At 45.5% G+C, this 22,713-nt stretch carries 17 protein-coding genes; 7 read left to right on the top strand and 10 right to left on the bottom strand.

Features of this window, described 5'->3' with window-relative positions; genetic code table 11:
• Positions 1-82 precede the first annotated feature (82 nt).
• The 6 genes from AC1DPK_RS29935 to AC1DPK_RS29910 form a co-directional block, all read right to left on the bottom strand.
• A complete protein-coding gene (locus tag AC1DPK_RS29935) occupies positions 83-1,357 on the bottom strand; it encodes a Gfo/Idh/MocA family protein (protein ID WP_430059633.1) in 1,275 nt (424 codons plus the stop codon).
• An 89-nt stretch (positions 1,358-1,446) separates the two neighbouring features.
• Positions 1,447-3,138 carry a response regulator transcription factor gene (locus AC1DPK_RS29930; protein WP_477512518.1) on the bottom strand — a complete coding sequence of 564 codons (1,692 nt, stop codon included), beginning with the start codon at positions 3,136-3,138 and terminating at the stop codon, positions 1,447-1,449.
• A gap of 13 nt (positions 3,139-3,151) precedes the next feature.
• Positions 3,152-4,885, bottom strand: a complete 1,734-nt coding sequence (locus AC1DPK_RS29925; RefSeq protein WP_477512527.1) for a sensor histidine kinase — start codon at positions 4,883-4,885, stop codon at positions 3,152-3,154.
• Between the two features lie 39 nt (positions 4,886-4,924).
• Positions 4,925-5,749 (bottom strand): carbohydrate ABC transporter permease, encoded by an 825-nt coding sequence (locus AC1DPK_RS29920; RefSeq protein WP_372239007.1) that lies wholly within the window; start codon positions 5,747-5,749, stop codon positions 4,925-4,927.
• A 93-nt stretch (positions 5,750-5,842) separates the two neighbouring features.
• Positions 5,843-6,730, bottom strand: a complete 888-nt coding sequence (locus AC1DPK_RS29915; protein WP_477512526.1) for an ABC transporter permease — start codon at positions 6,728-6,730, stop codon at positions 5,843-5,845.
• Positions 6,731-6,824: 94 nt separating this feature from the next.
• Entirely contained in the window at positions 6,825-8,465 is a 1,641-nt protein-coding gene (locus tag AC1DPK_RS29910; RefSeq protein WP_339204686.1) for an extracellular solute-binding protein, read from the bottom strand.
• A gap of 376 nt (positions 8,466-8,841) precedes the next feature.
• On the opposite strand from AC1DPK_RS29910, the gene argH reads away from it, so the two are divergent.
• The 7 genes from argH (at position 8,842) to AC1DPK_RS29875 (ending at position 16,815) form a co-directional block, all read left to right on the top strand.
• Positions 8,842-10,353: an argininosuccinate lyase gene (argH, locus tag AC1DPK_RS29905; RefSeq protein ID WP_477512517.1), complete on the top strand. Its 1,512-nt coding sequence runs from the start codon at positions 8,842-8,844 to the stop codon at positions 10,351-10,353.
• Between the two features lie 13 nt (positions 10,354-10,366).
• A complete protein-coding gene (locus AC1DPK_RS29900; protein WP_477512516.1) occupies positions 10,367-11,335 on the top strand; it encodes an amidohydrolase family protein in 969 nt (322 codons plus the stop codon).
• A gap of 35 nt (positions 11,336-11,370) precedes the next feature.
• Positions 11,371-12,720 carry an extracellular solute-binding protein gene (locus AC1DPK_RS29895; RefSeq protein WP_477512515.1) on the top strand — a complete coding sequence of 450 codons (1,350 nt, stop codon included), beginning with the start codon at positions 11,371-11,373 and terminating at the stop codon, positions 12,718-12,720.
• A gap of 63 nt (positions 12,721-12,783) precedes the next feature.
• A complete protein-coding gene (locus tag AC1DPK_RS29890) occupies positions 12,784-13,716 on the top strand; it encodes a carbohydrate ABC transporter permease (protein ID WP_477512514.1) in 933 nt (310 codons plus the stop codon).
• Positions 13,717-13,731: 15 nt separating this feature from the next.
• Positions 13,732-14,595 carry a carbohydrate ABC transporter permease gene (locus AC1DPK_RS29885; RefSeq protein ID WP_477512513.1) on the top strand — a complete coding sequence of 288 codons (864 nt, stop codon included), beginning with the start codon at positions 13,732-13,734 and terminating at the stop codon, positions 14,593-14,595.
• Between the two features lie 16 nt (positions 14,596-14,611).
• The gene (locus tag AC1DPK_RS29880; RefSeq protein WP_477512512.1) at positions 14,612-15,922 is read left to right on the top strand and encodes an LLM class flavin-dependent oxidoreductase; all 1,311 of its coding nucleotides are present in this window, start codon (positions 14,612-14,614) and stop codon (positions 15,920-15,922) included.
• Positions 15,923-15,933: 11 nt separating this feature from the next.
• Complete coding sequence (locus tag AC1DPK_RS29875; RefSeq protein WP_477512511.1) at positions 15,934-16,815, top strand: sulfurtransferase; 882 nt, start codon at positions 15,934-15,936, stop codon at positions 16,813-16,815.
• Between the two features lie 69 nt (positions 16,816-16,884).
• Here the strand turns inward: AC1DPK_RS29875 and AC1DPK_RS29870 are convergent, their stop codons facing one another.
• The 4 genes from AC1DPK_RS29870 to AC1DPK_RS29855 all read right to left on the bottom strand — a co-directional run bounded on the left by AC1DPK_RS29870 (position 16,885) and on the right by AC1DPK_RS29855 (position 22,450).
• Entirely contained in the window at positions 16,885-17,772 is an 888-nt protein-coding gene (locus AC1DPK_RS29870) for an ABC transporter ATP-binding protein (RefSeq protein ID WP_076269010.1), read from the bottom strand.
• A 3-nt stretch (positions 17,773-17,775) separates the two neighbouring features.
• On the bottom strand, positions 17,776-20,667 hold the full coding sequence (locus AC1DPK_RS29865; RefSeq protein WP_477512510.1) for an ABC transporter permease: 2,892 nt from the start codon (positions 20,665-20,667) through the stop codon (positions 17,776-17,778).
• A gap of 81 nt (positions 20,668-20,748) precedes the next feature.
• Positions 20,749-21,774 (bottom strand): efflux RND transporter periplasmic adaptor subunit, encoded by a 1,026-nt coding sequence (locus AC1DPK_RS29860; RefSeq protein ID WP_339204697.1) that lies wholly within the window; start codon positions 21,772-21,774, stop codon positions 20,749-20,751.
• Positions 21,758-22,450 carry an ABC transporter ATP-binding protein gene (locus tag AC1DPK_RS29855; protein WP_441959150.1) on the bottom strand — a complete coding sequence of 231 codons (693 nt, stop codon included), beginning with the start codon at positions 22,448-22,450 and terminating at the stop codon, positions 21,758-21,760. The genes AC1DPK_RS29860 and AC1DPK_RS29855 overlap by 17 nt, the downstream gene beginning before the upstream one ends.
• Positions 22,451-22,713 lie beyond the last annotated feature (263 nt).

Raw genomic sequence — 22,713 nt, 5'->3', positions numbered from 1 at the left:
CATCATTTTTGTCCAAAGCGAACTATTGCTCCAGCGAGCTGACCACTATGGAGACACCTTATCTCAACCCTGCCTATTTACCTTATGCAGGCAGCTCTTGCTTCTCAAGCATATCCGACATTTTGATCGCAAGCCCCTCATGCAGCCTCGAATGCTCCGACGCAAATGCTATCAGATGGCTTTGCAGCGACGCCGTTGCAGAGGTCAAGCCATGTGAAGGATTGCTGTCAAATTGGCAAACGTTTCGCAGGAACGAGCTGACCATCCGATCATCTCCGCCTCCGTGGCCATCCCCTTGGACGCTGCAGCGAATTTCAAGCTGTTCTCCCGTTGCATAACGATACAGCGTAAAAGAACCTTTCTCCATATCGCCAATAATTTCACCCTTTGTGCCCATCATTTGAACACGGCGTGTACCGCTTTGCGTCAATCCTGACATAATGAACGATGCATTCGCTCCATTCTCGAATTGCATATTCACAACCTGATGGTCAACGACATTGTTATCGCAGCGGTATACACAACGTCCAAACGGTCCTTCCTTCAGCGCTTTCAGAATACCCTCTTGTGACAAATCATTCGTCATATATCTCGCCCAAGCGTGATCCGGCGCCTGCATATACATCTTTATCGCTGAGAAAGCACATTCCTTCTCGACAGCGCAGCCATCAATGCAGCGTTCCGCTGAACCATCCGGAGCATTCTCCGATCTAAAATGCAGTAAAGAGCCGTACGAGCTAACGCTTGTACAAGGCTGATCCATAAGCCAGGAGATGATATCCAGATCGTGGCACGATTTGGCCAAAATCATTGGACTAGTCTCCTCTGAATTCCGCCAATTGCCGCGCACATAACTATGCGTCATATGCTGATAACCGACATTCTCCGTTAATTGAATCGTACCCACCGTGCCAAGCTCGCCGTCCTCGATACATTTTTTAATCCCAGACCAAAATGGTGAATACCGAAGCACATGCGTAACAACAAGCAGCCTTTTATGCCGCAGTGATGCCTGCTCAAGCTGAATGCATTCCGTAAGTGAAGGCGACATCGGCTTCTCAAGCAGAACGTGATAACCGAGTTCCATGGCCTTCATCGCCGGAATATAATGCATCCGATCGAGTGTACAGATGATCATGACATCTGCTATACGCCCTTGCTCAAATACTTTTTCCCAGCTGTCATACACATGCTCTTGGTCGATTTGATGGATTTCTGCAAACCGATTTCTGCGTTCTTCATTTGGTTCAGCTACAGCAACCATTTTTAATTCATTCGGAAATTTCTCCGCATACGGCCCATAAATGTATCTCCCTCTGCTGCCTGCGCCTAGTAATACGGCTGTTAATGTTCTCAAAATTTCTCCTCCTCTTGTGCGCTTTCTATACCTCAATTGTAAGGGGAGCGTTCAGGAGGAGACAGAGATCGTTGTTTACAATCCATATACTATTGTTGACCTTGTATTTGCGACTGGCACCTTGCCATGCGGAAATCCTGCGGTGTCGTCTCGTTCTGCTTCTTGAAAAACCGAATAAAGGCAAGCGCGGAATTGTACCCGAGCGCAGCCGCAATTTCATTAACTTTCATGGATGTGTTCAGAAGCAAGTCTTTGGCAACCAAATTCCGATAGTCGTTCACGTATTTCGATAAGCCTATGCCCGTTATTTGCTTATAAAGTCTGGACAAATAAGAAGGATTTAAGCTTACGTAATCCGCTAAAGCGGTTAAGGAAATATCGGTAGACAAATTCTCTTCGATATAGCGATGTACTTTATTCACAACCTCAGTCGGCAATTGCGAGCCGCGCAGCGTATTCCATTCAAAAAAACAGTCCGCCATTTGCCTATAATACTGAATCAATTCCGTCCATGAGGTAGAGTCCCCATAGCGGTATAACTTCTCCAAGTCGAGCTGCGTATTCATGTAATCCCGAATGTCCCGGTTTTTGTGTATATAGTAAAGAAACACTGCCGAGAGGGAATGATACATTTCTATTTTGCGCTCATTAGGCGTTCCTGGGACATTCCAAATTGCAGTAAGCTCCATATACAATTTATTGAACTGCTCCCGATTGTTATTTTCCAGACAGCTCATCAGCAATTGAACCCGAGCATGGTAAAAGCTATCATGAATGCTGCCGGCTTTATCGTCTGTCTCTTGATTCTGAATGTCTTTATCGGTCATAATGACCTCATTAAACAATCCATGCCCTTGCACCAAACCATATTTGTTCGCATGAAAACGATCCGATAGATCATTCCATTCCGTCACTTCGCTGCCAAGGAGAAAAGAAACGGTCGTTCCCAGCAGCCTCTTGCATGTACCTTGAATCGTTTCCAATATGCCGCTCGTATAGCGATAGGCTCTAACAAAATCCAAATTGCTGGAACTGGTATCAGCAGATAACTCATCACAGCTTTTCGGTTGAATCAGCCAGACGATCTTTGACAGCTCAAATACAACGGAATAGCTTCTTACCTGTGCAGACAAATATTCGTCGCCAATATTTTGCAGCGCATAGGTTAATAATGCTTTATCCGGCGCAGTGAACATTTCCTTCCATACATCGATTCTGGCAATGAGTACATAAACCGGCAGGGCAGCATCGAGCGGAATATTTAATTCATTGAAGGCCTGCTTTAACTGATTCTCCGCTGCATGCTTACCCTGCAGAAGCCCCCATATATACTCTTTTTGCAGTGAGGGCAATGCCAGTCTCATACTGGTTTGCGCTCTCGTAATCATCTGTACTTGATCCTGTTCCTCTTCTATTTTCTCGATGGCTCGTTCGACAGACTGGATGATTTTCTCGTCGCTTTCTATTTTTAGAATATAATCAAAACCACCGTAAGTAATGGCGTTTCTTGCATATTGAAAATCGTTATATCCCGTTAGAAAAATAACTTTGCAGGCAGGCCACTGTGCCTTTATTTCCTGCAACAGCTCGATTCCTTCAATTCCCGGCATTTTAATGTCGGATACGACGATATCCATGCGATGCTGGGATAATACCTCCAATGCTTCTTCCCCTGAATAAGCTTTCATCACTTCGAGCTGCAAATGCTCTGTCTGCTCGAACAGCTCTACTAAACCATCAACAATAATGGGCAGGTCATCTACAATGAGCAGTCTGTACATGTTGTTTCCTCCTCTAGCTTGCACTCAGTTTGATTGTGACCATCAATCCGCCTAAATCAGATCGTGACAGCGCAATGCCGTACTTCTCTCCGTAACGCAGTTGAATTCTACGATGCACATTAATAATTCCTGTTGTTTCCTCGATATGATTTGTTGAATGCCGCAGCTTCTTCTGAAGCTGTTCAATCTCTTTATCCGTAATGCTCTGGCCATTATCTTCCACATAAATCGTGAATTCATTTTCCGTTTGGTCACTGTGTACCTTCAATTCGCCGCGCAGTACCATATTGCCTAAAGCATGCTTATAGGCATTCTCAATAATAGGCTGCAAAATCAGCCTTGGTACGTGAATAGCTGGGACATCTCCTGCAAAAGAAACCTGTATCCGTTCCCCGTAACAGATCGATTGCATGTCAACATAAGTACGCGAATGCTCTACCTCAAGCTCGAGAGGGATCTCATCCTCATCATCGCGAGTAATAAACTGAAAGTATTGCCCAATGTATAAACAAAATTGATAGGCCTTCTCCTTCTGACTGTCCAATTTAATTAATCGGCACAGAACAAAAAAACAGTTATATAAAAAATGAGGATTAATTTGCGATTGCAGTCGTTTCAGCTCCGAGCGCTGATTCCGAATTTGCTGCTCGTAATTTTCCTTAATTAACGTATTGAGCGATCGTACCGTGTCATTAAAGGCTTTGTACAAATATCCGAATTCATCTCCTCCACGGTCAATCACAATCGGCTCCAGCCTATTCTGCTGAACACGGCGAAAGGCTTGCACCAGCTTCATAAGAGGCCGGTAAATAAAGCGCAATAGGAAATAGGTGAAAAATAAGACGATACCTACCGAAAGAGCACAAGCCCATAAAAATAATGTTCTGTACATTTGCAATGATCCAAGAACCTTCTCTTCGGGAATACAGGTAATCGAATAGGAATTCCAAAGCGTAGAATATTTATATACTGTAAGAAAGCGCTTACCATTGTAGATAACCGTTTCGTAACCTTCATTAGACTTTGATTCCTGCTTTTTAACAGCCAAAGCTTTCATTTGCCCCAGTAAAGCCGGGTCTACCCCGCTTTCAATTTCCCAGCCGCGTTCCAAATTAAGCAGCACGCTGTGTCCGTCTCGCGTCCCGCCAATTTGCGATAACGTGTCCTTTATTTTGCTCGTTGAGAGCTCAACCCCTACAATATACAACGGATTTTTAACTGAAATAATAGGATATTGCATCGTTATAAACAATCGGTTTTCCCAATAAATGAACGGCTCTTCATACAATTTCACATTAGCCTGCATCGCGGTATACTCCGATTCATTCAAAGAGGTCTCAAAATCATTACTCAGAATCGTGCGCTTGATTAATGGAATATACGCCTTTGCTTCTTTAATAAACGGACTTGAATTTTTCATAAGCTCAAGCCTTCGCTGGATATCCAATATTTTGCGCGAACGCTCATATGAGCTCATGTCATTGCCCGTTGTAGCAATTTCCATCAAATCTTTGTCCATTACATAGTTCGGCAAATAACGGCTAATTCGATCCGCTTCCTTGTCGAGAGAGTCCATATAAAACCTAGTCGTATTCAGTATCGATTCTGAGATCTCGCTGCGAATATTTTCCGAGCCCTTCTCTATAATCATCCAAGTAATGGCCATCAGCGGCAGCAAGGCCGCCAAAAAGGCAGCCATAATTTTTTTGAATATGGAGGAATCATGCAAAAAGAATAGGTTTTTCATCATTTTTACTCCTGCTAGTAGTAGTAGACCATTCCGGCACTATTCTTTTACGCTCCCCATTACGATTCCTTTGATGAAAAACCTCTGTAAAAAAGGATACACAATCAGAATCGGAAATGCTGCGACAAAAATTTGTGCCGCTCGGCTTGTGCGATCAGACAGCTTGAGCATTAATTCGGCATTCTCCGCTTTAATAAAGCGGAAATCCATCTTGATAATGACCGTCTGCAGAAACGTCTGAAGCGGATAATTCTCAGTATGATTCATATACAGCATGCCGTCAAACCAACTATTCCAATGCCCCACCATCGTAAGAAGTCCCGTCGTTGCCAAAGCTGGTAACGATAGCGGTACATATATTTTCCATAAGGTAGTGAAATGACCTGCACCATCTATACGCGAGGATTCCTCTAGTTCTTTAGGCAAATTACGATAGAAGTTAAGCAATAAAATAACATTAAACACCGGAATAGCCGTTGGCAAGACGAGTGCCCACATCGTATCGATTAAACCTAGCGATTTTACAGTCAAATAAGAAGGAATCAGACCGCCGCTGAACAAAATCGTAAACACGAATAACCAAGCATATAAGGTTCTAAGCCGAAATTGACGGGGATCTTTGGATAATGGATAAGCGGTTATAATCATCAAAACCATACTAATGGAGGTTCCTAGAACAACGCGCTGAATCGATACCCAGAATGCACGCAAATATTCCGGTTTTCCAAATACATTATCATAAGCCGCAGTGGTGAATTCAACCGGCCATAAAATAACTTTCCCAGCAGCCGCGGCAGCTCCAGAGCTGAATGAGATCGCCAAAATATGAATGATAGGCATGAGGCATAAGAAGGATGTCAGCATGAGAAAAGTAAAGTTGCACGCTACAAATAGTCGTCTGCTAAATGATCGGTTTGTAATCACGTAATGTCTCCCTTCTGAATTACGAACGCATCGTTAGAAAATGCGGTAATTCGCTACACGATAAGCTAACAGATAAGAAAGAGAAATGAATATAAAAGAGACGATAGATTTCAATAAGCCTACTGCCGTGGCGAAACCGAATTGCGCTTGCTGCACACCCATTCGATAGACAAAGGTGTCAATAATATCTGCGCTTTCATAGACAGGCGGACTATACAAATTAAAGATTTGTTCGAAGCCAGCGTTGAGTACATTCCCGATATTAAGCGTAAACATAAGCACGATAATCGGCATCATTCCAGGCAGTGTGACATGAAAGGTCTGTTTGATACGCCCTGCACCGTCAATTTCGGCTGCTTCATAAAGTGAAGGATTGATGCCCGTCAGCGCAGCCAAGTACACAATTGTACCAAATCCAAACTCCTTCCATACATCCGAGGCGACCATAACATATGGAAACCAATCATTGCTCCCTAAGAAAAAAATAGGCTTTATCCCAAACAAGCCTAATATTTGATTGAAAATGCCTGAGGATGGAGAAAAAACATCAACGATAATTCCGCTCAGCAGTACCCATGATAAAAAATGAGGCAAGTAAACGAGCGTCTGAAACGTCCGTTTTATCCATTCTCTCCGCAGCTCATTAAGCAATATCGCAATCGTGATCGGTACAATGAGACCTACTATGATTTTCATCACGGCTATATAGACCGTATTAAAGAAAATACGCCCGATATCAGGATAATCAATTAATAGCTGAAAGTTTTTCAGTCCAATGAAAGGGGACCCGAATAACCCTTTGTTTGGTACATATTTCTGAAAAGCCATAATGATACCGACCATCGGGACATAGCTAAATATCAAAACCAAAACGATTCCCGGAAGCAGCATCAGATGAAGAGGCCATTCCCTCTTCCACATCCGTGTTAGTACATTCAAGCCATTCACCTCGTTGTTTAAGGTTAATAAAAAGAGGGATTGCTTCAACCAATCCCTCTACTCATTCGTTTTGCAATTATTTCAGAGCAGCGTAAAACTCGTTTACTTCTTTTGTAATTTCATCGCCGCCAAGCTTTTTCCATTCCACGACGAATTTATCGAATTCATCCACCGATACTTGATTCATGATGATTTTGAAGAAAACTTCATCCCGCTTCTTGAGCAAAATTTCTTGTCGGTCTACCATAGTTGGAGTTGGCGCGCCGTAAAATTTATTTTGCAAATATTGCTTATTCTTCTGGATTTCCGGTACATGAGAGAACGCGCCGCCTGGGCCTGAGATCAAATACTCCCACCACATGCTCGTATCGCCGTCAACATACTTCATTGCCCGCTCATACCGCGTTTTATGATCCTTCGTTACCAAAATGCTAGTGTCTTTATTGGCAATCGCTTTTGGCAGTATTTCGCCGTTGTTATCCAGTTGTTTACCTACGCGCAGCGGACTAAGCAGCCAGTAGTTGTTGCCCTTCTCTTTCAAGTCTTTACCGAATTCGTATACCTTTTGCTCATCAGTTGGATGATTGTCGACGGCAATCCACTGGTTCAGCAGCCTAATAACGCCTTCTGGATGCTTCGCCTTCTTGGAGATGACATAATATTCATCAACACCCAGCCCGATTTGGGATAATGCAGGGCTGCTGTCTACCGTTGGAATCGGGAATGCTCCCCACTCCTGAACCACTTTTCCGTCCTTCACAGCACCTTTCACAAGCTGAGCTGGTGTCCAAGATGCGCCATAAACCATACCAATGCTATTGTTGTAAACGAGTTCTGCCGCTTTCTCCACATCTTTTACAGCGAACTCAGGATCAATCAGCCCTTTTTTGAACATATCCTGCAGTGCAGCAAGCGCATCCTTTACTTGCGGCTGAATGTCGCTATTGACCAAGCCGCCTTTGCCATCTTCGATCCAAATATTTTCATAGGCATGATAGCCATTGAGGAATGCACGTAGTCCCGTTACTCCTGTATCCATACTGAATGGATTTTTACTTACGGCAAGCCCGTATGATGTGCCTGTGCCGCCTGGATCTTTGGCTTTGAAAGCTTCAGCAATCGCCATGAAATCTGCCATCGTCTTCGGCTCAGGCAAATTCAGCTCCTTCAGCCAGTCTGTACGCACATACAAAAACTGATATTGGTACGGATTGTATGAGCTCGGAATACCCATCAGCTTGTTGTCAAACATCGCTGTTTTCATCTGCATGCCTCCATCCATCGTCAAAAACTTTTTCGTTTCCTCTGTGGCATTCTCGTCATACACTTTGGTCAAATCCATAATCATATCCGCTTCAGTCAGCTCTTTCAATTGCGTTGCATTAACTAAGAGAAAATCGGGAAGATCATCGGATGCGATCGTAATCTTTACCTTTTCCTTGAATTGGCTCGTATCAGCTACCCACTTGTTCGTAATCTTGACGCCAATGTCTTTCTCATAGGCATCGTATACGGAATTTTTCTCGAAACTCTCGCCCTCATCAAACTTTAAATATTGATCGCTTGGCGAAACCGTCGATACTTCAATCACTTCATTTCCTTTTTCAACGGGCGTGTTAGTCGATTTTTCCGGTTCATTCGTGTTTTTGCCACACCCAGCAACGGCCAAGCTAAGAACCAATGCGATACTCAAGAGCGCCTTCCTTTTCTTCTTCATACTACCCCTCCACATGGTCTTCATAATAATAATGCGGCTGCTTTTATGCAGCTTTCCTTCTTAGTTCTAGTATAGAAAGGTGAGCAATGTTGATCCATATACTAGTCTTTACTTTCGTATACACCTCTTGACTCGGGTGAGCTCCTGCCTGTACCAAGCGATGAAATGCTGAAGATCTAAAGGACAATAAAAAGAGTTGCGCTCCAAATAAAACCGTGATACTATTCTAATCATACAATTCCACTAGGAATAATATGGAAAACGACCGGACAGCCGGAGAAATCGCTTTATGCRATAGCTCCGGCTGTTTTTATATTCTCATGCAACTTCAACATCTGCCAAATAAAAAGTTATTTTACGAAGGAGGGCGTACACGATGACGATTAGACGGAGCGATTCAGCTGAAGGCAGCTCGTTCCCTGGCAGAACCTATGCTGAAGCGGTACTTGCGCCTGCCTATGACCAAGCCAAGAAGGAGCTTCTGCTTCCAATGATCTCCGTGCATAAAGCGCATCTCATCATGCTGCTTGAGCAAGGGCTGCTTAGCAAGGAAGAAGGCCATAAAATCGCCAAATCATTATTTTCACTTGATTTGGAGCAGTTAAACAGCGGTACCTATACCGGCCAATTTGAGGATTTGTTTTTTGAAGTGGAACACCAGCTGCTTAAATTATCGGATGAAGCCTCCGGCAGCCTTCATCTGGCTCGAAGCCGCAATGACATGGGTATTGCCATATACCGAATCACTTTACGAGAAAAACTGCTTAGAACGATCTCGTCTGCCCTGCAGCTGCACACTGAACTGCTCGCTTTCGCCCAGAAACATACGGAAACGATCTTTATCGCTCATACGCATACCCAGCAAGCACAGCCGACGACAATCGCCCACTACATTGCAGCGGTAACAGACTCGCTCGCAAGGGATATACGCAGATTGCAGGCGGCCTACGCAAATTGTAATTTAAGCAGCATGGGAGCTGCCGCTCTGACAACGTCGGGTTTTGCCATTAGCCGGGAACGCGTTGCCGAGCTGCTTGCTTTTGACGGATTAATTGAAAACTCTTATGACGCTGTAAGCGGAGCAGATTATGTCGGTGAAATCGCCGCAGGAATCACGCTCGCAGCGATTAATCTTGGACGGTTTACGCAGGAGCTGCTGCTGTGGTGCACACAGGAATTTGGAGTCGTTCAAATAGCCGCCCCATACGTCCAAATCAGTTCCATTATGCCGCAAAAAAGAAATCCAGTTTCCGTTGAGCATATCCGTTCACTCTTATCCAGCATTACAGGCAATGCTCAGACCGTCCTTACGATGATTCACAATACGCCTTTTGGCGATATTGTGGATACCGAAGACGATATGCAGCCCTATGCTTGGCGCAGCCTAGAGACGCTTGAAGTTGTGTATCGATTGTTGTCCAAGGTCATCTCTACCTTGCAGCTAAACGAGGATGTTCTGAGGCAGCGCACTGCTGCAAGCTTCGCTACTGTTACCGAGCTTGCTGATACGATCGTCAGAGATGAAGGATTATCTTTTCATAAAGCACATTCAATCGTAAGCAAGCTCGTCACGCATGCCGTTCAGCATGGCAATAAGATAACTGACTTGAACCTTCAAGCATTAAACGAAGCTGCGATCCAAACCATTGGCTTCCCGCTTGGGCTAACTGAGGAGCAATTAAAGCAAGCGTTGGAGCCTGCGCATTTTGTAAATATACGCAGTCTGCGGGGCGGTCCTAGCCCCGCCGAGATGAACCGGGCGCTTACCGTTCAGCAAGATAGGTTATCTGAGCTGGCGCTATGGCTGGAGGAACGAGAATCTCGATTGGCAGCTGGTGCTGCAGAGATTGATTTGATTTTGACCGATTGGATCATCAAGGAATTATGAATGGAGTGAAGCTATGTTTCGCAGCCAATTTAAAGTATTTGATGTGCATGGACATCTTCCTTACCGATTAGTGCTAGGAAATAACAAACGACATGAATCCGTTGCTCGCTATGGTGCAGAGAGAAGCGAGCGAATGCGGCTCACTTGGGATTTTCCAGATGCAACGATTGCAGACAACGATACTGAAAATGAAAACACGCCGTTAATTGACCGATGGGTGAAGGAGCTTGATAAGTACGGGATCGGAGGACTCAACTTCCTCACCGCGCTTGATAATGACAATTTGGCCGATCATCTAGCCAGTCATCCTGATCGTTTTACCGGCTTTGCCCATCACGCCATCGAGGATGCTGGCGCAGAGGAAGAACTTCGAAGGGCAGTTAATGAGTTAGGGCTTAAAGGTTATAAGCTGTTCGGCCCGCTGACTTCCATCCCTTTTGATGATCCGTCACTCACGCCCGTATGGACCTTTCTCGCAGAGAAGAAGCTTCCTGTGTTGATCCACTTCGGTTTACTCGGCCATGCGGGAGGAATTGCTCATCATCCGAATATAAGTCCTCTAGCAATTTTCAACACGGCAAGAGAATTTCCGGACATTCCGTTCATCATTCCTCACTTTGGCGCAGGTTATTTCCAAGAGCTGCTTCATCTGTGCTGGAGCTGCCCGAATGTATATGTCGATACTTCCGGCTCCAATCAATGGATGCGCTGGATGCCCTATGAGCTCACCTTGGAATTCGCGCTTCGCAAAACCTATGAGCTGATCGGGCCTGAACGTATTATTTTTGGTACGGATGCCAGCGGGTTTCCTCGAGGTTACCCGTATCGTTATCTGCAGGATCAAGTTCGCGCCTGCCGCGAGCTGCGATTCGGAGAGGACGATATCGAGAACATATTCGGCAATAACGCTAGGCGCCTGCTCGGTCTTGAGCTGCCGCCAAACACGATTACCAAGAAATCCGACATCGCAAGCCAAGCTTAAGCACCGTTTTTTTATAAAAAAAGGAGTGGATACCATTGAAGAAAAAAAGCTCAGTTTCTATCGTTACAGGATCACTTATCATCGCACTTGCTCTAGCAGGCTGCGGCAGCAGCAATCAAGCAAACAGCACAGAACAAAATAAAGCAACGGAAAAACCAACCGATAAGGCAACAGACAAAGAAACAGATAAAAAAGTGACGATTGAATATTGGCAATATGAATTTCCAGCCAAGGTTGAATTGATCAACGAACTCATAAAAGAATTCCAAACCTTACATCCGAATATTACCGTAAAACAAACCAACTTCCCTTATGATCAATACAATCAGAAGGTTGCTACGCTGGTGCCAGCCGGCAAAGGCCCAGATGTTATTAACCTCTACTATGGCTGGCTGCCGAAATACGTCTCATCCGGTTACTTGCAGCCGCTGCCTGAGGATCATTTTCCAACTGCGGAAATTGAAAGCAACTTTTACCCATTAGTCAGCGCCGCAAAAATTAATGGCTCCTATTACGCTATTCCTACTGCCGTACGCACACTCGCCTTGTTCTACAATAAGGATTTATTGTCCAAAGCCAATATTACTGAGCTTCCTACAACATGGGAGCAGCTGGTAGACGTATCCAAGAAACTGACAGAAACAGATGCCAAAGGGCAATTTGTCACTGAAGGTTTCGCATGGGAGCCTGGCGCGCAGCTGCATCACTGGTATCGAGACGGTCTACTGCATCAAGCAGGCGGTCAAGACTTAAGCGATGATCGTCGCAAAATATTATGGGCAGAAACACCTGCAGGTTTGGAGTCATTTCAATATTTAATCGATTTTGCCGTGAAGCATAAGGTTGGGATTAACGGATTTTATGAGAATGACAGCAATGCCTTTATGACCGGTCATGCAGCTATTAATATCGACGGTTCCTTCCGGCTTGGCTCCATTAAGAAGGACTTTCCAGATTTAAACTATGGCGTTGCACCTCTTCCATCCTACAAAACCAAATCAGCCCCGTCCTCCTTCTGGGCGAACGCCATTCCCAAAAATGTTGAAGGCGACAAGCTGAAGGCTGCTTCTGAATTTTTGGAATTTCTAACGAGCAAAGAGGTTCAGGAGAAATGGGTGGAGCAAATCGGAGAGCTTCCAGCACAAAAAGCAGTTGCGACGCAGGATAAATACGTAAACGATGAGAAGCTAGGGCCATTTATTTCCCAATTGGACGATAGCCGCGCGCATTTCTTCATCGACGAAACCCAAGAAAAAACATTGTTTGTTGATGCGACAAATGAAGTGCTGCTCAATAAAGTTCCGGTCGAGAAGGCCTTCCAAGACCTTGTAGCCAAAACGCAAAAGCTCTATGACGATTATTGGGCTGCTGCAGACAAAAAGTAATAATAAGGGCGCTCGGCCTAGAGCGAGCGCCTTTCTTTTGATGAAATGGAGGTGAGTTCCATTATGATTGCACATGCCTTAAAGCTAACCGTACGCAAAAGCCGAGAACTGTTTCTCACCCGTTTGTCCTACCGCACGCAGCGTTATTTGTTTATTTATATTACGCTCGGAATTCCTCTGCTTTATTTCCTCAGCACGCGGTTGCTCCCCATCTTGTATGCCTTCAATGTGAGCGTTCGTGAATGGGATTTATTGTCCCCGAGCAAACCTTATGTTGGACTGGCGAATTTCAAGACGCTGTTCACAGATGAAATCTTCCTCAAGTCGATCGCCAATACGTTCAAATTTGTTGTTATTGGTGTTCCCGGACAGCTGATCGTTGGGCTATTTGTCGCATTGCTGCTTCACAATATCAAGCGGCTGCGCGGCTTGTTCCGTACCGTGTACTTCATCCCTTACGTCACAAGCATCGTCGCAGTAAGCTGGGTATTCCGGTGGATTCTCATGCGCAACGGCTGGTTAAACGAGATATTATTAAATCTCGGTCTCGAACCGCAATTGTTTCTGCAATCGCCGCGTCAGGCGCTTATTCTCATTACATTAACGATGATATGGCAAAGCACCGGCTTTCAAATGCTTATCTTTATGACAGGGCTTGAAGCGATACCGCGCATGTATTATGAAGCGGCGGCTATCGATGGCGCAAGCGCATGGCGGAAATTCCGTCATATTACGCTTCCGCTGCTTAATCCCGTCATCGTTTTTTCGGCTGTCATTGGCGTTATCTCTTATTTGCAATCATTCGGACAGGTGCTGAGCATGACAAATGGAGGACCGCTAAATGCGACAACGACGATGGTGCTCCATATTTACAATTTAGCGTTTCAGCAGTTTAAGATGGGCAGCGCCGCAGCTGCTACAGTTATTTTGTTCGTCGTCATTTTGGTGCTTACGCTGCTTCAATTAAAAGTGTTGAACAAAAAAGTAGAATATTGATGGGAGGACGAATCAGTGAGCACACAAAGCGTTTACAAAACACAGAAAAACGCCAAGTCCCCCGCAGAGAGGCTGCGCACGCTTGTCATTTATTTTCTGCTAACGCTCGGCGTCGGCATCATGCTGTTTCCGTTTTTATGGATGGTCGCTACCTCCTTCAAGCTTCCTCAGGACGTTTACAATCTTCGCTTAATTCCTGAGACGATAACCTTTGACAACTACGCTGCCATATTCAAGAAGGCTCCTTTCGCACAATGGATCAAAAATACGCTCATCATCTCTCTGATTGCAACCTCTACTGTTCTAATCTTCGATACAGCGGCAGGGTACGTGCTCGCCAAATTTTCATTCGTCGGTAAACAGCTCATTTTTCTGCTCATAATCAGCACCTTAATGGTTCCAACAGAGATGCTCATCATCCCCTGGTATTTAATTGCGAATGAATTAGGCTGGTCCGATACTTATTGGGGCGTGCTGTTTCCCGGCATTATTACGGCCTTCGGCATCTTTCTTATGAGGCAGTTTATGGACTCCATTCCTTCCGATTTGCTGGATGCGGCTCGCATTGATGGACTTAATGAATGGCGTATTCTGCTGCATATCGCCATCCCACTAGTGAAGCCAGCTATTATCACTTTAATAATTCTTACCTTTATCGGGAACTGGAACCAGTTCATCTGGCCGCTCATCGTGCTGCAAACGGAGGAGAAATTCACACTGCCCGTCGGGATTGTTTATTTTTCCAGCGAGCTGAAGGATACAAGCAATTGGATTTTAATTATGGCAGGAACAACGATTTCAATCGCTCCGCTTATTGTTATTTTTCTTATTTTCCAGAAGCAAATCATTCGTGGAATTGCGCTTAGCGGCATGAAATAAACAGGAGGTGATCCAGATGAGCGAGCCTAATCGCAGAATGATTTTAAATTTGTTTCTACACAATGCGGGCGCTCACAAAGGAGCTTGGCGTCATGCAAGCACGAAGCTGGATGAAATTCATGACGTCAATCATTTCCTGCGGATCGCCAAAAAAGCGGAAGCCGCCCGGATAGACTCCCTATTTATCGCGGACGGTCTGTCGATTGAGGCAAAAGCAGTCCAGCATGGTCCGATCTTCGGCTTCGAACCACTCACATTGTTATCTGCAATCGCGACCGTAACGGAGCGAATCGGCCTTATTGCTACCGTTTCTACAAGCTTCACCGAGCCCTATAACACAGCTAGAATATTCGCCTCGCTTGATCATATAAGCGGCGGACGAGCTGGTTGGAACATTGTAACTACTGGCGTAGAACGTACAGCCTTCAACTTTGGGCTGGAGCAATTGCCAGCTCATACAGAACGTTACGAGCGAGCGCGGGAATTCACAGAGGTCGTGCTCAAATTGTGGAGCAGCTGGGAAGCCGATGCGCTCGTTCAAGACAAAACATCCGGAGTGTATGCCGACGTCAACAAGGTTCATGATATTCAGCATCAGGGAGATTATTATTCCGTACGCGGTGCGCTTAATATGATGCGTCCTCCACAGGGAAGACCTCTGCTTATCCAGGCCGGAGCCTCAGAGGATGGCAGAAATTTAGCTGCTCAATATGCCGAGCTTATATTCACCGTCCAAAACTCATTTGAAGACGCGCAGTCGTTTTATCAAGACATCAAAGAAAGAACTGTCAAAGCCGGACGTTCCCCGCATGATATTAAAGTATTGCCGGGCATTCATGTTATTGTTGGTGAAACGGAGGCTGAAGCTCGTGACATTGCGAGAGAGCTGCAGCAGCTCGGTTCAATAGAACGTACCGTCATGTCTCTTTCCAATTTGCTTGGCATCGATTTTTCGGGATATGCACTGGATGATCCTTTTCCGAAGCTGCCTGATATGGGCCAAGTTAATGCGTATCAAACCTTCTATCAGATGGTCAAAAAGATTGTTGATAATGAACAGCTGACACTCCGGGAACTGCTCGAGAAATATTGGGTAGGCAACGGTCAGCTAAGCATTGCTGGAACAGCTAACCAAGTAGCTGATATTATGGAGCATTGGTTCGTAAATGGTGCTGCTGATGGCTTTAGCGTTATGCCTCAGCTGGCATTTGGCGGTATTGATGCCTTTCTGGAACTAGTCGTTCCTGAGCTGCAAAGGCGAGGATTATTTCCTAGCGAGTATGCTGGACAAAGTTTGCGTGAAAACCTCGGCTTCAGTCCGTTGTAATTTATTAAGATGTGGAGGCTGCTCACATAACGAATACGAGCGATTTACATTACCCCAATGAACATCTGCTGGCAGACGCTCATTGGCTTAAAAACCATTACCAAGAGCCGAACATCGTTTTATTAGATGTCAGAGCCCGCGGATATGAATCAGGTCACATTCCAGGGGCGTACTGGCTAGACGCCAAAGCATTAAAGGATAGCTCACGCTGCACTTTTGCTGCCGCGGATGCTCTTGCTTATTTGCTTGAAAATGTTGGCGTCAGCAATGATTCAACTATCATCGTCTATGATGATGGAGGCGGAGTGTTAGCGGCGCGCGTCTTTTATGTGCTGGAGTATTATGGTCTGAAGGATCAAGTGAAGCTATTGAATGGCGGTTTCGCAGCGTGGACAGCGGCAGGCTATGAGACAACAATAGATTTGCCGCTGCCCTCTAAAGGAACACTGACGTTATCTGCCCATTCAGAGCTGGTTGCCACGAAAGCATCTATCCAAGCTGGGCTCGATAATTGCCTTCTTGTCGATACACGTTCCGCTCTAGAATACACCGGAGCTGATCAACGCTCGAATCGTAAGGGCGGGCATATTTCTGGCGCAGTTCATAAAGAGTGGAACGATTCCCTAGAAGGGGCAGATCAAGATGGCGTCGTGCGTTTCAAAGCTTATCGAGATTTAAAGCAGCAATTTGATGGTCTTGGCATTGACCCTGCAAAAACAATCGTGCCTTATTGCCAGACAAATCAACGCGGAGCGCATACTTATTTTACTTTACGACTAATGGGCTATCCTCATATCCGCCCCTATGAAGGCTCTTGGGATGAATGGGGCAACGACGAGTTTACCGAAGTGAGCCAATCGAACGCCTCATGCTCTAGCTTATCTAACTCGTAAGCTTGCAAGAAAAAGAGCTGTGCAACGGTCATTGCAGACCATGCACAGCTCTTTTTGCCACCCAATATTTTACTCGGCTTTTTCTTTCTCCTCAGGAGGCAGCAGGATAATTTTTCCTTCTCCAAGCTCTACACGCAGCTTATTCGAGTTTTTCACACCGATGGATTCCAAATAGTTGGAAGGCACCTGCAATCGGCCCGCTTTATCAAGCACCGCATATTCTACGTGCGTGCCTTCCTCATCCTCCTGCTCAAGCTCCGCCAGCTCTTCCGCATATGAACGTTTGCGCAGCATTTCGGATGAAATCTTGCCGTCTCGGATGGCCGCTACACGATCTACCTTCTTCGCAAGCTCTGGATCATGTGTAACGATAACAACGGTAATGCCAATCGTACGATTCAGTTCACGGAATAAGTCCAAAATCTGATTAGCCATTCGCGAGTCTACCGACCCCGTAGGCTCATCCGCAAGCAGCAGCTTAGGATGATTGGCGAGCGCAATGGCGATTGCGACCCGCTGCTGTTCTCCCCCTGATAACTCATATAGCTTATTTGAAGCACGGTGGCTTAAGCCAACGGCGTCAAGCAGCTCCTTTGCTCTCCAGCGCTTGCGGCTGCCTGTTAGCAAAATAGGCAGCTCTACATTTTCAAGCGCGGTTAAATAAGGAATCAAGTTTCTCGCATTATTTTGCCAGACGAAACCTACGCTCTCTCGCTTGTACCGAACGAAGTCGCGTTCCTTAAACTTCAGCATATCTCTTCCGTCAACGGTCAGCTTCCCCGCCGTCGGACGGTCAAGCCCGCCAAGCATATTCAGCAGCGTTGATTTGCCGCTGCCGCTGTTGCCTATGATGGCCATCAGCTCGCCGCTTTCAATTTGAAGATCGAGGCCTTGCAGGGCGAATACCTCTAGGTCGGCTGTTTTGTATATTTTGACAAGCCCTTCGCAATGAATCATCCGTCAATCCTCCCCTAGCTTGATCGCTTGATGAATACGCAGCTTCGATAGCATATAAGCTAATATGCCAAGTCCGATGACCAACATAAAGCCGACAAGAACATAGATCCGTATTAAATCCGTTGCATCGAACATGACCTTGAATGGCGGTACAAGGCTGCTTGGATTGAACGCAATTTGGAAGTTAGGCACATACAATCGACTCGCGATGTTTCCGACACCTATTCCAATAAGAACGGCAACGCCCGATGTTAACAGCTGCTCAACCCCAAGCATGCCGATGAGCTGTCTCAGCGATAGGCCAATCGCGCGCAAAATACCATTTTGCAAGGTCCGGCCTCGGAGTGATAGTACCCAATATAATAGAAACCCGATAAAGCTAACAAGAATCGACAAGACAAAACCTAAAGTCAAAATACCGTTTAGTGCCATGAGGAACGGATCGTTTTTGGCAGTGACCAGCTTCTCTCTTGTATTGACAATATTCGTAATCGGAAGCTTCGATTCCTTAAGCCCCTCATAAAACTCGGAAGTGCTCACCTCCGGCTTTAGCTTAAGCCATACGTCGTAAGGTTCAAGTGCAAGCTGAACTTGAATACGCGGCAAATGGCCGACGATCAGCATCGGAGCTCGGCCACCCGATGTATCTTTATCTTCACTAACATTTACGCTGCCTACAGCAGGGTTCGGATTAAAGGTTGGGAAATAATTAATGATGCCATACACCTTAAACGGCTGCTGCGGTACATCGCTCCAGCCTACCCAAATCGTGTCGCCAGGCTTCACTTTGTTCTGATCGGCTAACGTCCGCGATATGAGAACAGCCTGCGGATCTGCTGCAAGCAGGTTCAAATAATCATTAAGCGGATAGTCAAGCAAGCTGTCACGGAACCACGTTGTTTCACCAAACTCATCGGAATCAATACCAATTAATGTTGCAGGGCCATTGCTTTCATTTACGCTAAAGGCTACTTCTTTCTTGAATACTTTAGCTGCATGCTCTACACCTTTGAGTGCTTTAAAGGGCTCGAATGCCGGCTCCAAGTAATGGACTGGCGCGAGCATAGCTAAATCCTGCGCCGGCGTTGACGGTGCTCCCGGAGGTGGAGGCGGCGGTGCATCGTTCATCCATTGTGTAGTCAATACGACCTCTGCGCCATTGCCATACCTGATTCGATCCTCTGTGTTATTGTTGATCGTTCTTGCCGCTGAAGCGCTAAATACGCCGGTAGCAATCGTCATAATAAGAAAAATCATTAAAAACTGATATTGCGAACTGGAGCGTCCAACCTGAATTAATGTTGCATATACGGAAGGCGGCCACCATTTCTTGCCGATCCAATAGATGAGTCTAAGAACCCAAGGGTACAAACGAAGCAAGAGCAAACCCGCACCCATAATAAACAAAGCAGGAATAACAAATTGCAACGGATCGATGTTTAGATCATCCGCATTTAAACCTAAGCTTTGCAAATCAGCAAGCCTTTTCCGGAATGTGTATAAGCCATAAATAGCTAACGCTAATGCAATCACATCAAGGAACATTTTGTGCCATAACGGTGATTTCAAAAGTCTAGCCAGCTGCTGCTTATGACCAACAATAGAAACGCGAGTAGCCATAATGATAGGAATCATCATAATGACAAAACAAACGCCGGAGGCAATCGCTCCATAACGGAAAGACTCGTCCGTAAGTTTGACAGGCAGCCGAACGCGCTGTACAAATTCAAGGAAACCATTGGATGCACCAAGCATCTCGGTTAGGATGACGCCAAGCAAGGGACCCACACCAAAGGCGATGCCGCATAAAATAATGCCTTCCACTGCATAAGAGCTAATAACCTGCCAACGTGCAGCTCCTCTGCTTCGCAGAACAGCAATCTCATTTTTTTGCCGATCCGCAATTAGATTGGATACCATGAACATGTAGAACCCGAGCATAATCAAAACAGGAACATTAAGCGACCACATGAGCGTCTTCAACTGTTCTGCACGTACCATGTATTTCGAAATCGTATCCAGAGCCGGTGTTTCCGAGACGGCTTGATACATCGTTACATTATTAAGCATAACGTTGCGAATTTTATTTGTTGTCTGAATGAAGCCATCTACCAAGCTTAGCTCAAGCTTAGAATAATCCAATACAAAAAACCAACCAACGGACGCTACCGGAATCCGGCTTTCCTGCATGAGCTGCTGCTTAGCGAGTTTATCACTAATGACAAAGCTTGAGCTTAGCTCACTTAGATCCGTATCTCTAAAATAGGGGTCGTCATCCTGCGTTTTCTTGAACACGCCTACCGGCTTAAATGCTATTTCCCCGGCAATTTTATCGTCGTTCACATAAAACTTTGAATCCAGTACTGTTTTGAACTGAACCAGGCTTCGTTCTGTAACAAGCACCTCATAAACGCCATCAACTGGCTGCTGCTCAGCCGGCATTCTGCCGTCCGTCAGCGTAATATGCTCTTCAAGATCACTGAAGGAGCGCAGCGACATCGTCTTGAGATTTTTTTTCGTATCTGGCTCTGGATCATTCTCCGGCCTGATCTTCATTGATCTGGATTGGAAATCAACGATAAGCTCCTGCACCGGTATGCCAAAGTTGGATTGTGCTTGCTCACGTATGTAGCGATCTACTTTTGTATAAATCTTATTTACTTGCTCCGGTGTTTCTTTCGTGTAAAAAAGTTTATTGTATTGATTGCCGGGATATATCCCCCGCTCGCTCTGCATAGTCTCTAAATCCTTGACCAGCATCCTCGATAAAATGGCTTCCGAATAAATTGGCATGCTGCTTACCAAGGCTACGGACATGACTAAGCCTATAAACAAGCTCCCGACCAACCACTTATTTTGCACCATTTTACGAATAATCATAATAAACAAAGCCACTTCAAAACCTCCCAAGCGTAAACGGCTCATAACCTTCCTATGAAGCTAGTTGATGGTTATCAATCGTTCTATACAGACTCATTATTGAAGTACAACAATCGCGCCTTCTTCCAAGCCCTTCGTAATTTCAATTTCCGTCGAGCCTTTTATGCCCGTTTCGACATCAATCTCACGAATTTTATTGCCATCCTCAAGCGTTCTTACGAATGTTCTGCCAAGGAAGCTGCGCACGCCACTGCGTGGAATTTTGAGTACATCATCACGCTGCTGCAAAATAATTTTGACATCAGCAAACGCTCCGATTGTGGCGTTTCCAGGCACTTTCGGCACTTCAATAAATAATGTTTTGGAGTAACGATCTTGAAGCTGCTGGTTCAGCGTTGAAGGAGCCGATGATGGTGTCTGTACGACTTTCCCTTTCACTTCTTCAGACCCGAAGGTAACCATTGCTGGGAAACCAACATCAACGCTGCTAATTTCCGCACCTGATTCAACTCGGAGCGCTAGACGCAGCTGTGATGGATCGGATATGACAACAAGCGTTTGATAAGCCTCAACAAAATCGCCTTCCTTCAGATCCTCTACGAAAGTTACTTGGCCGTTCATTTCGGCAACAAGCTGCTTGCTGTTAAAGGTCGCCGTCAAACGATCCAGCTTTAACTGTTCAATATCCATTTGCAGCTTAGCGATATCGATCGCATCATTGTCACCGCCTAATTTGGCCTGTTTAAATGAAAGCTTAGCTTTGGCATGGGCGAGCTGCTGTTCCTTTAATTGAATGTCCAGTCCATCTACATTAAGCTGAACCAAGACATCTCCTTTCTTCACCTGCGCTCCCGAGGTAACCATCATCTTCGCAATACGGCCGCCTTGTCCTTTAAACTGTGCAATCTCCGATTGCGTTGACTCCAGGCTTCCGCTTCCTTTAATTTCTTGTGTAATTGTCCCCTTCTCGACCGTTACCGTGCGGTAATTCTCTTGCGCCGGCTTAACAAGAGGAGGTTTTAAGGCTGCCTCCTCGGCAGGAAGCAAGGAGCACCCTGTTAGTGAAGCGCTAAGAAGCAGCGCGAATGACCAGCCGAGTATCGGCTTAAGCTTTTGCGACAATTTGTCCATCCTCCAATTCATAAACATGGTCAACAATTTCCATTATTGCAGGATCATGTGTCGTCATGATGATTGTCATTCCTGCCATTTCTACCAAATCACGAAACACTTTCATAATTTGCAAGCCTGTGCGGCTATCCAGTTCAGCTGTAGGCTCGTCTGCCAAAAGAAGCTTCGGCTTATGGGCAATTGCCCGTGCTATTGCTGTTCGCTGCTGCTCTCCGCCCGATAGCTCGAATGGCCGATGATGCATGCGGCTTTTTAAGCCAACCTGCTCTAAAGCGTTAATCGCTGCTTCCTTGCGGCCGTTTGCCGCCATACCTGAAACTCTTAATATAAACTCCACGTTCTCATAGGCGGACATCAGAGGAATGAGTGCAAAGGATTGAAAAATAAGCCCCATTTCCTTGCGGCGTACCATATCTCTCTCATGATTCGACATCGCCGTCAAATCGCGTCCAGCAAACGTAATATTCCCTTCGGTCGGACGGTCCAGTGCGCTTAGCAAATTAATAAGCGTCGTTTTTCCAGAACCTGATCTCCCTTTAAATGCAATAAGCTTGCCGGATGGTATCGACAAATCGACACCTTTTAGTACGGTAACTGCACCGTTTCCACGTCCAAATGTTCTTTTTAAAGCGCTTGCATGAATAATATCATGCGTGATAGGCAGCATCTAGTAATAGACCTCCATTTCCAATAAATCGATTACCCTTGTATCTTTTTCCATTTTAACCTTGTCCATCTTGTTGCACAAGAAATAAAAAACCTAACAAACTCAAAATTAAGAGGTTGATAGGTTCACTAGTTTCTAAATATCAAGTTTTAAGAAAAAAATGACTGCGGTAACCGTGACTATACTTAAAATAGTAGAAACAAAAACAGATTGCGAGGCAAACTCTGGCTCGTTGTCGAACTYTACAGCGAGCAGCACACTGC

The sequence above is a fragment of the Paenibacillus sp. 01T424 genome, assembly GCF_056398745.1.
This window is presented reverse-complemented; position numbering and strand designations above follow the sequence as displayed.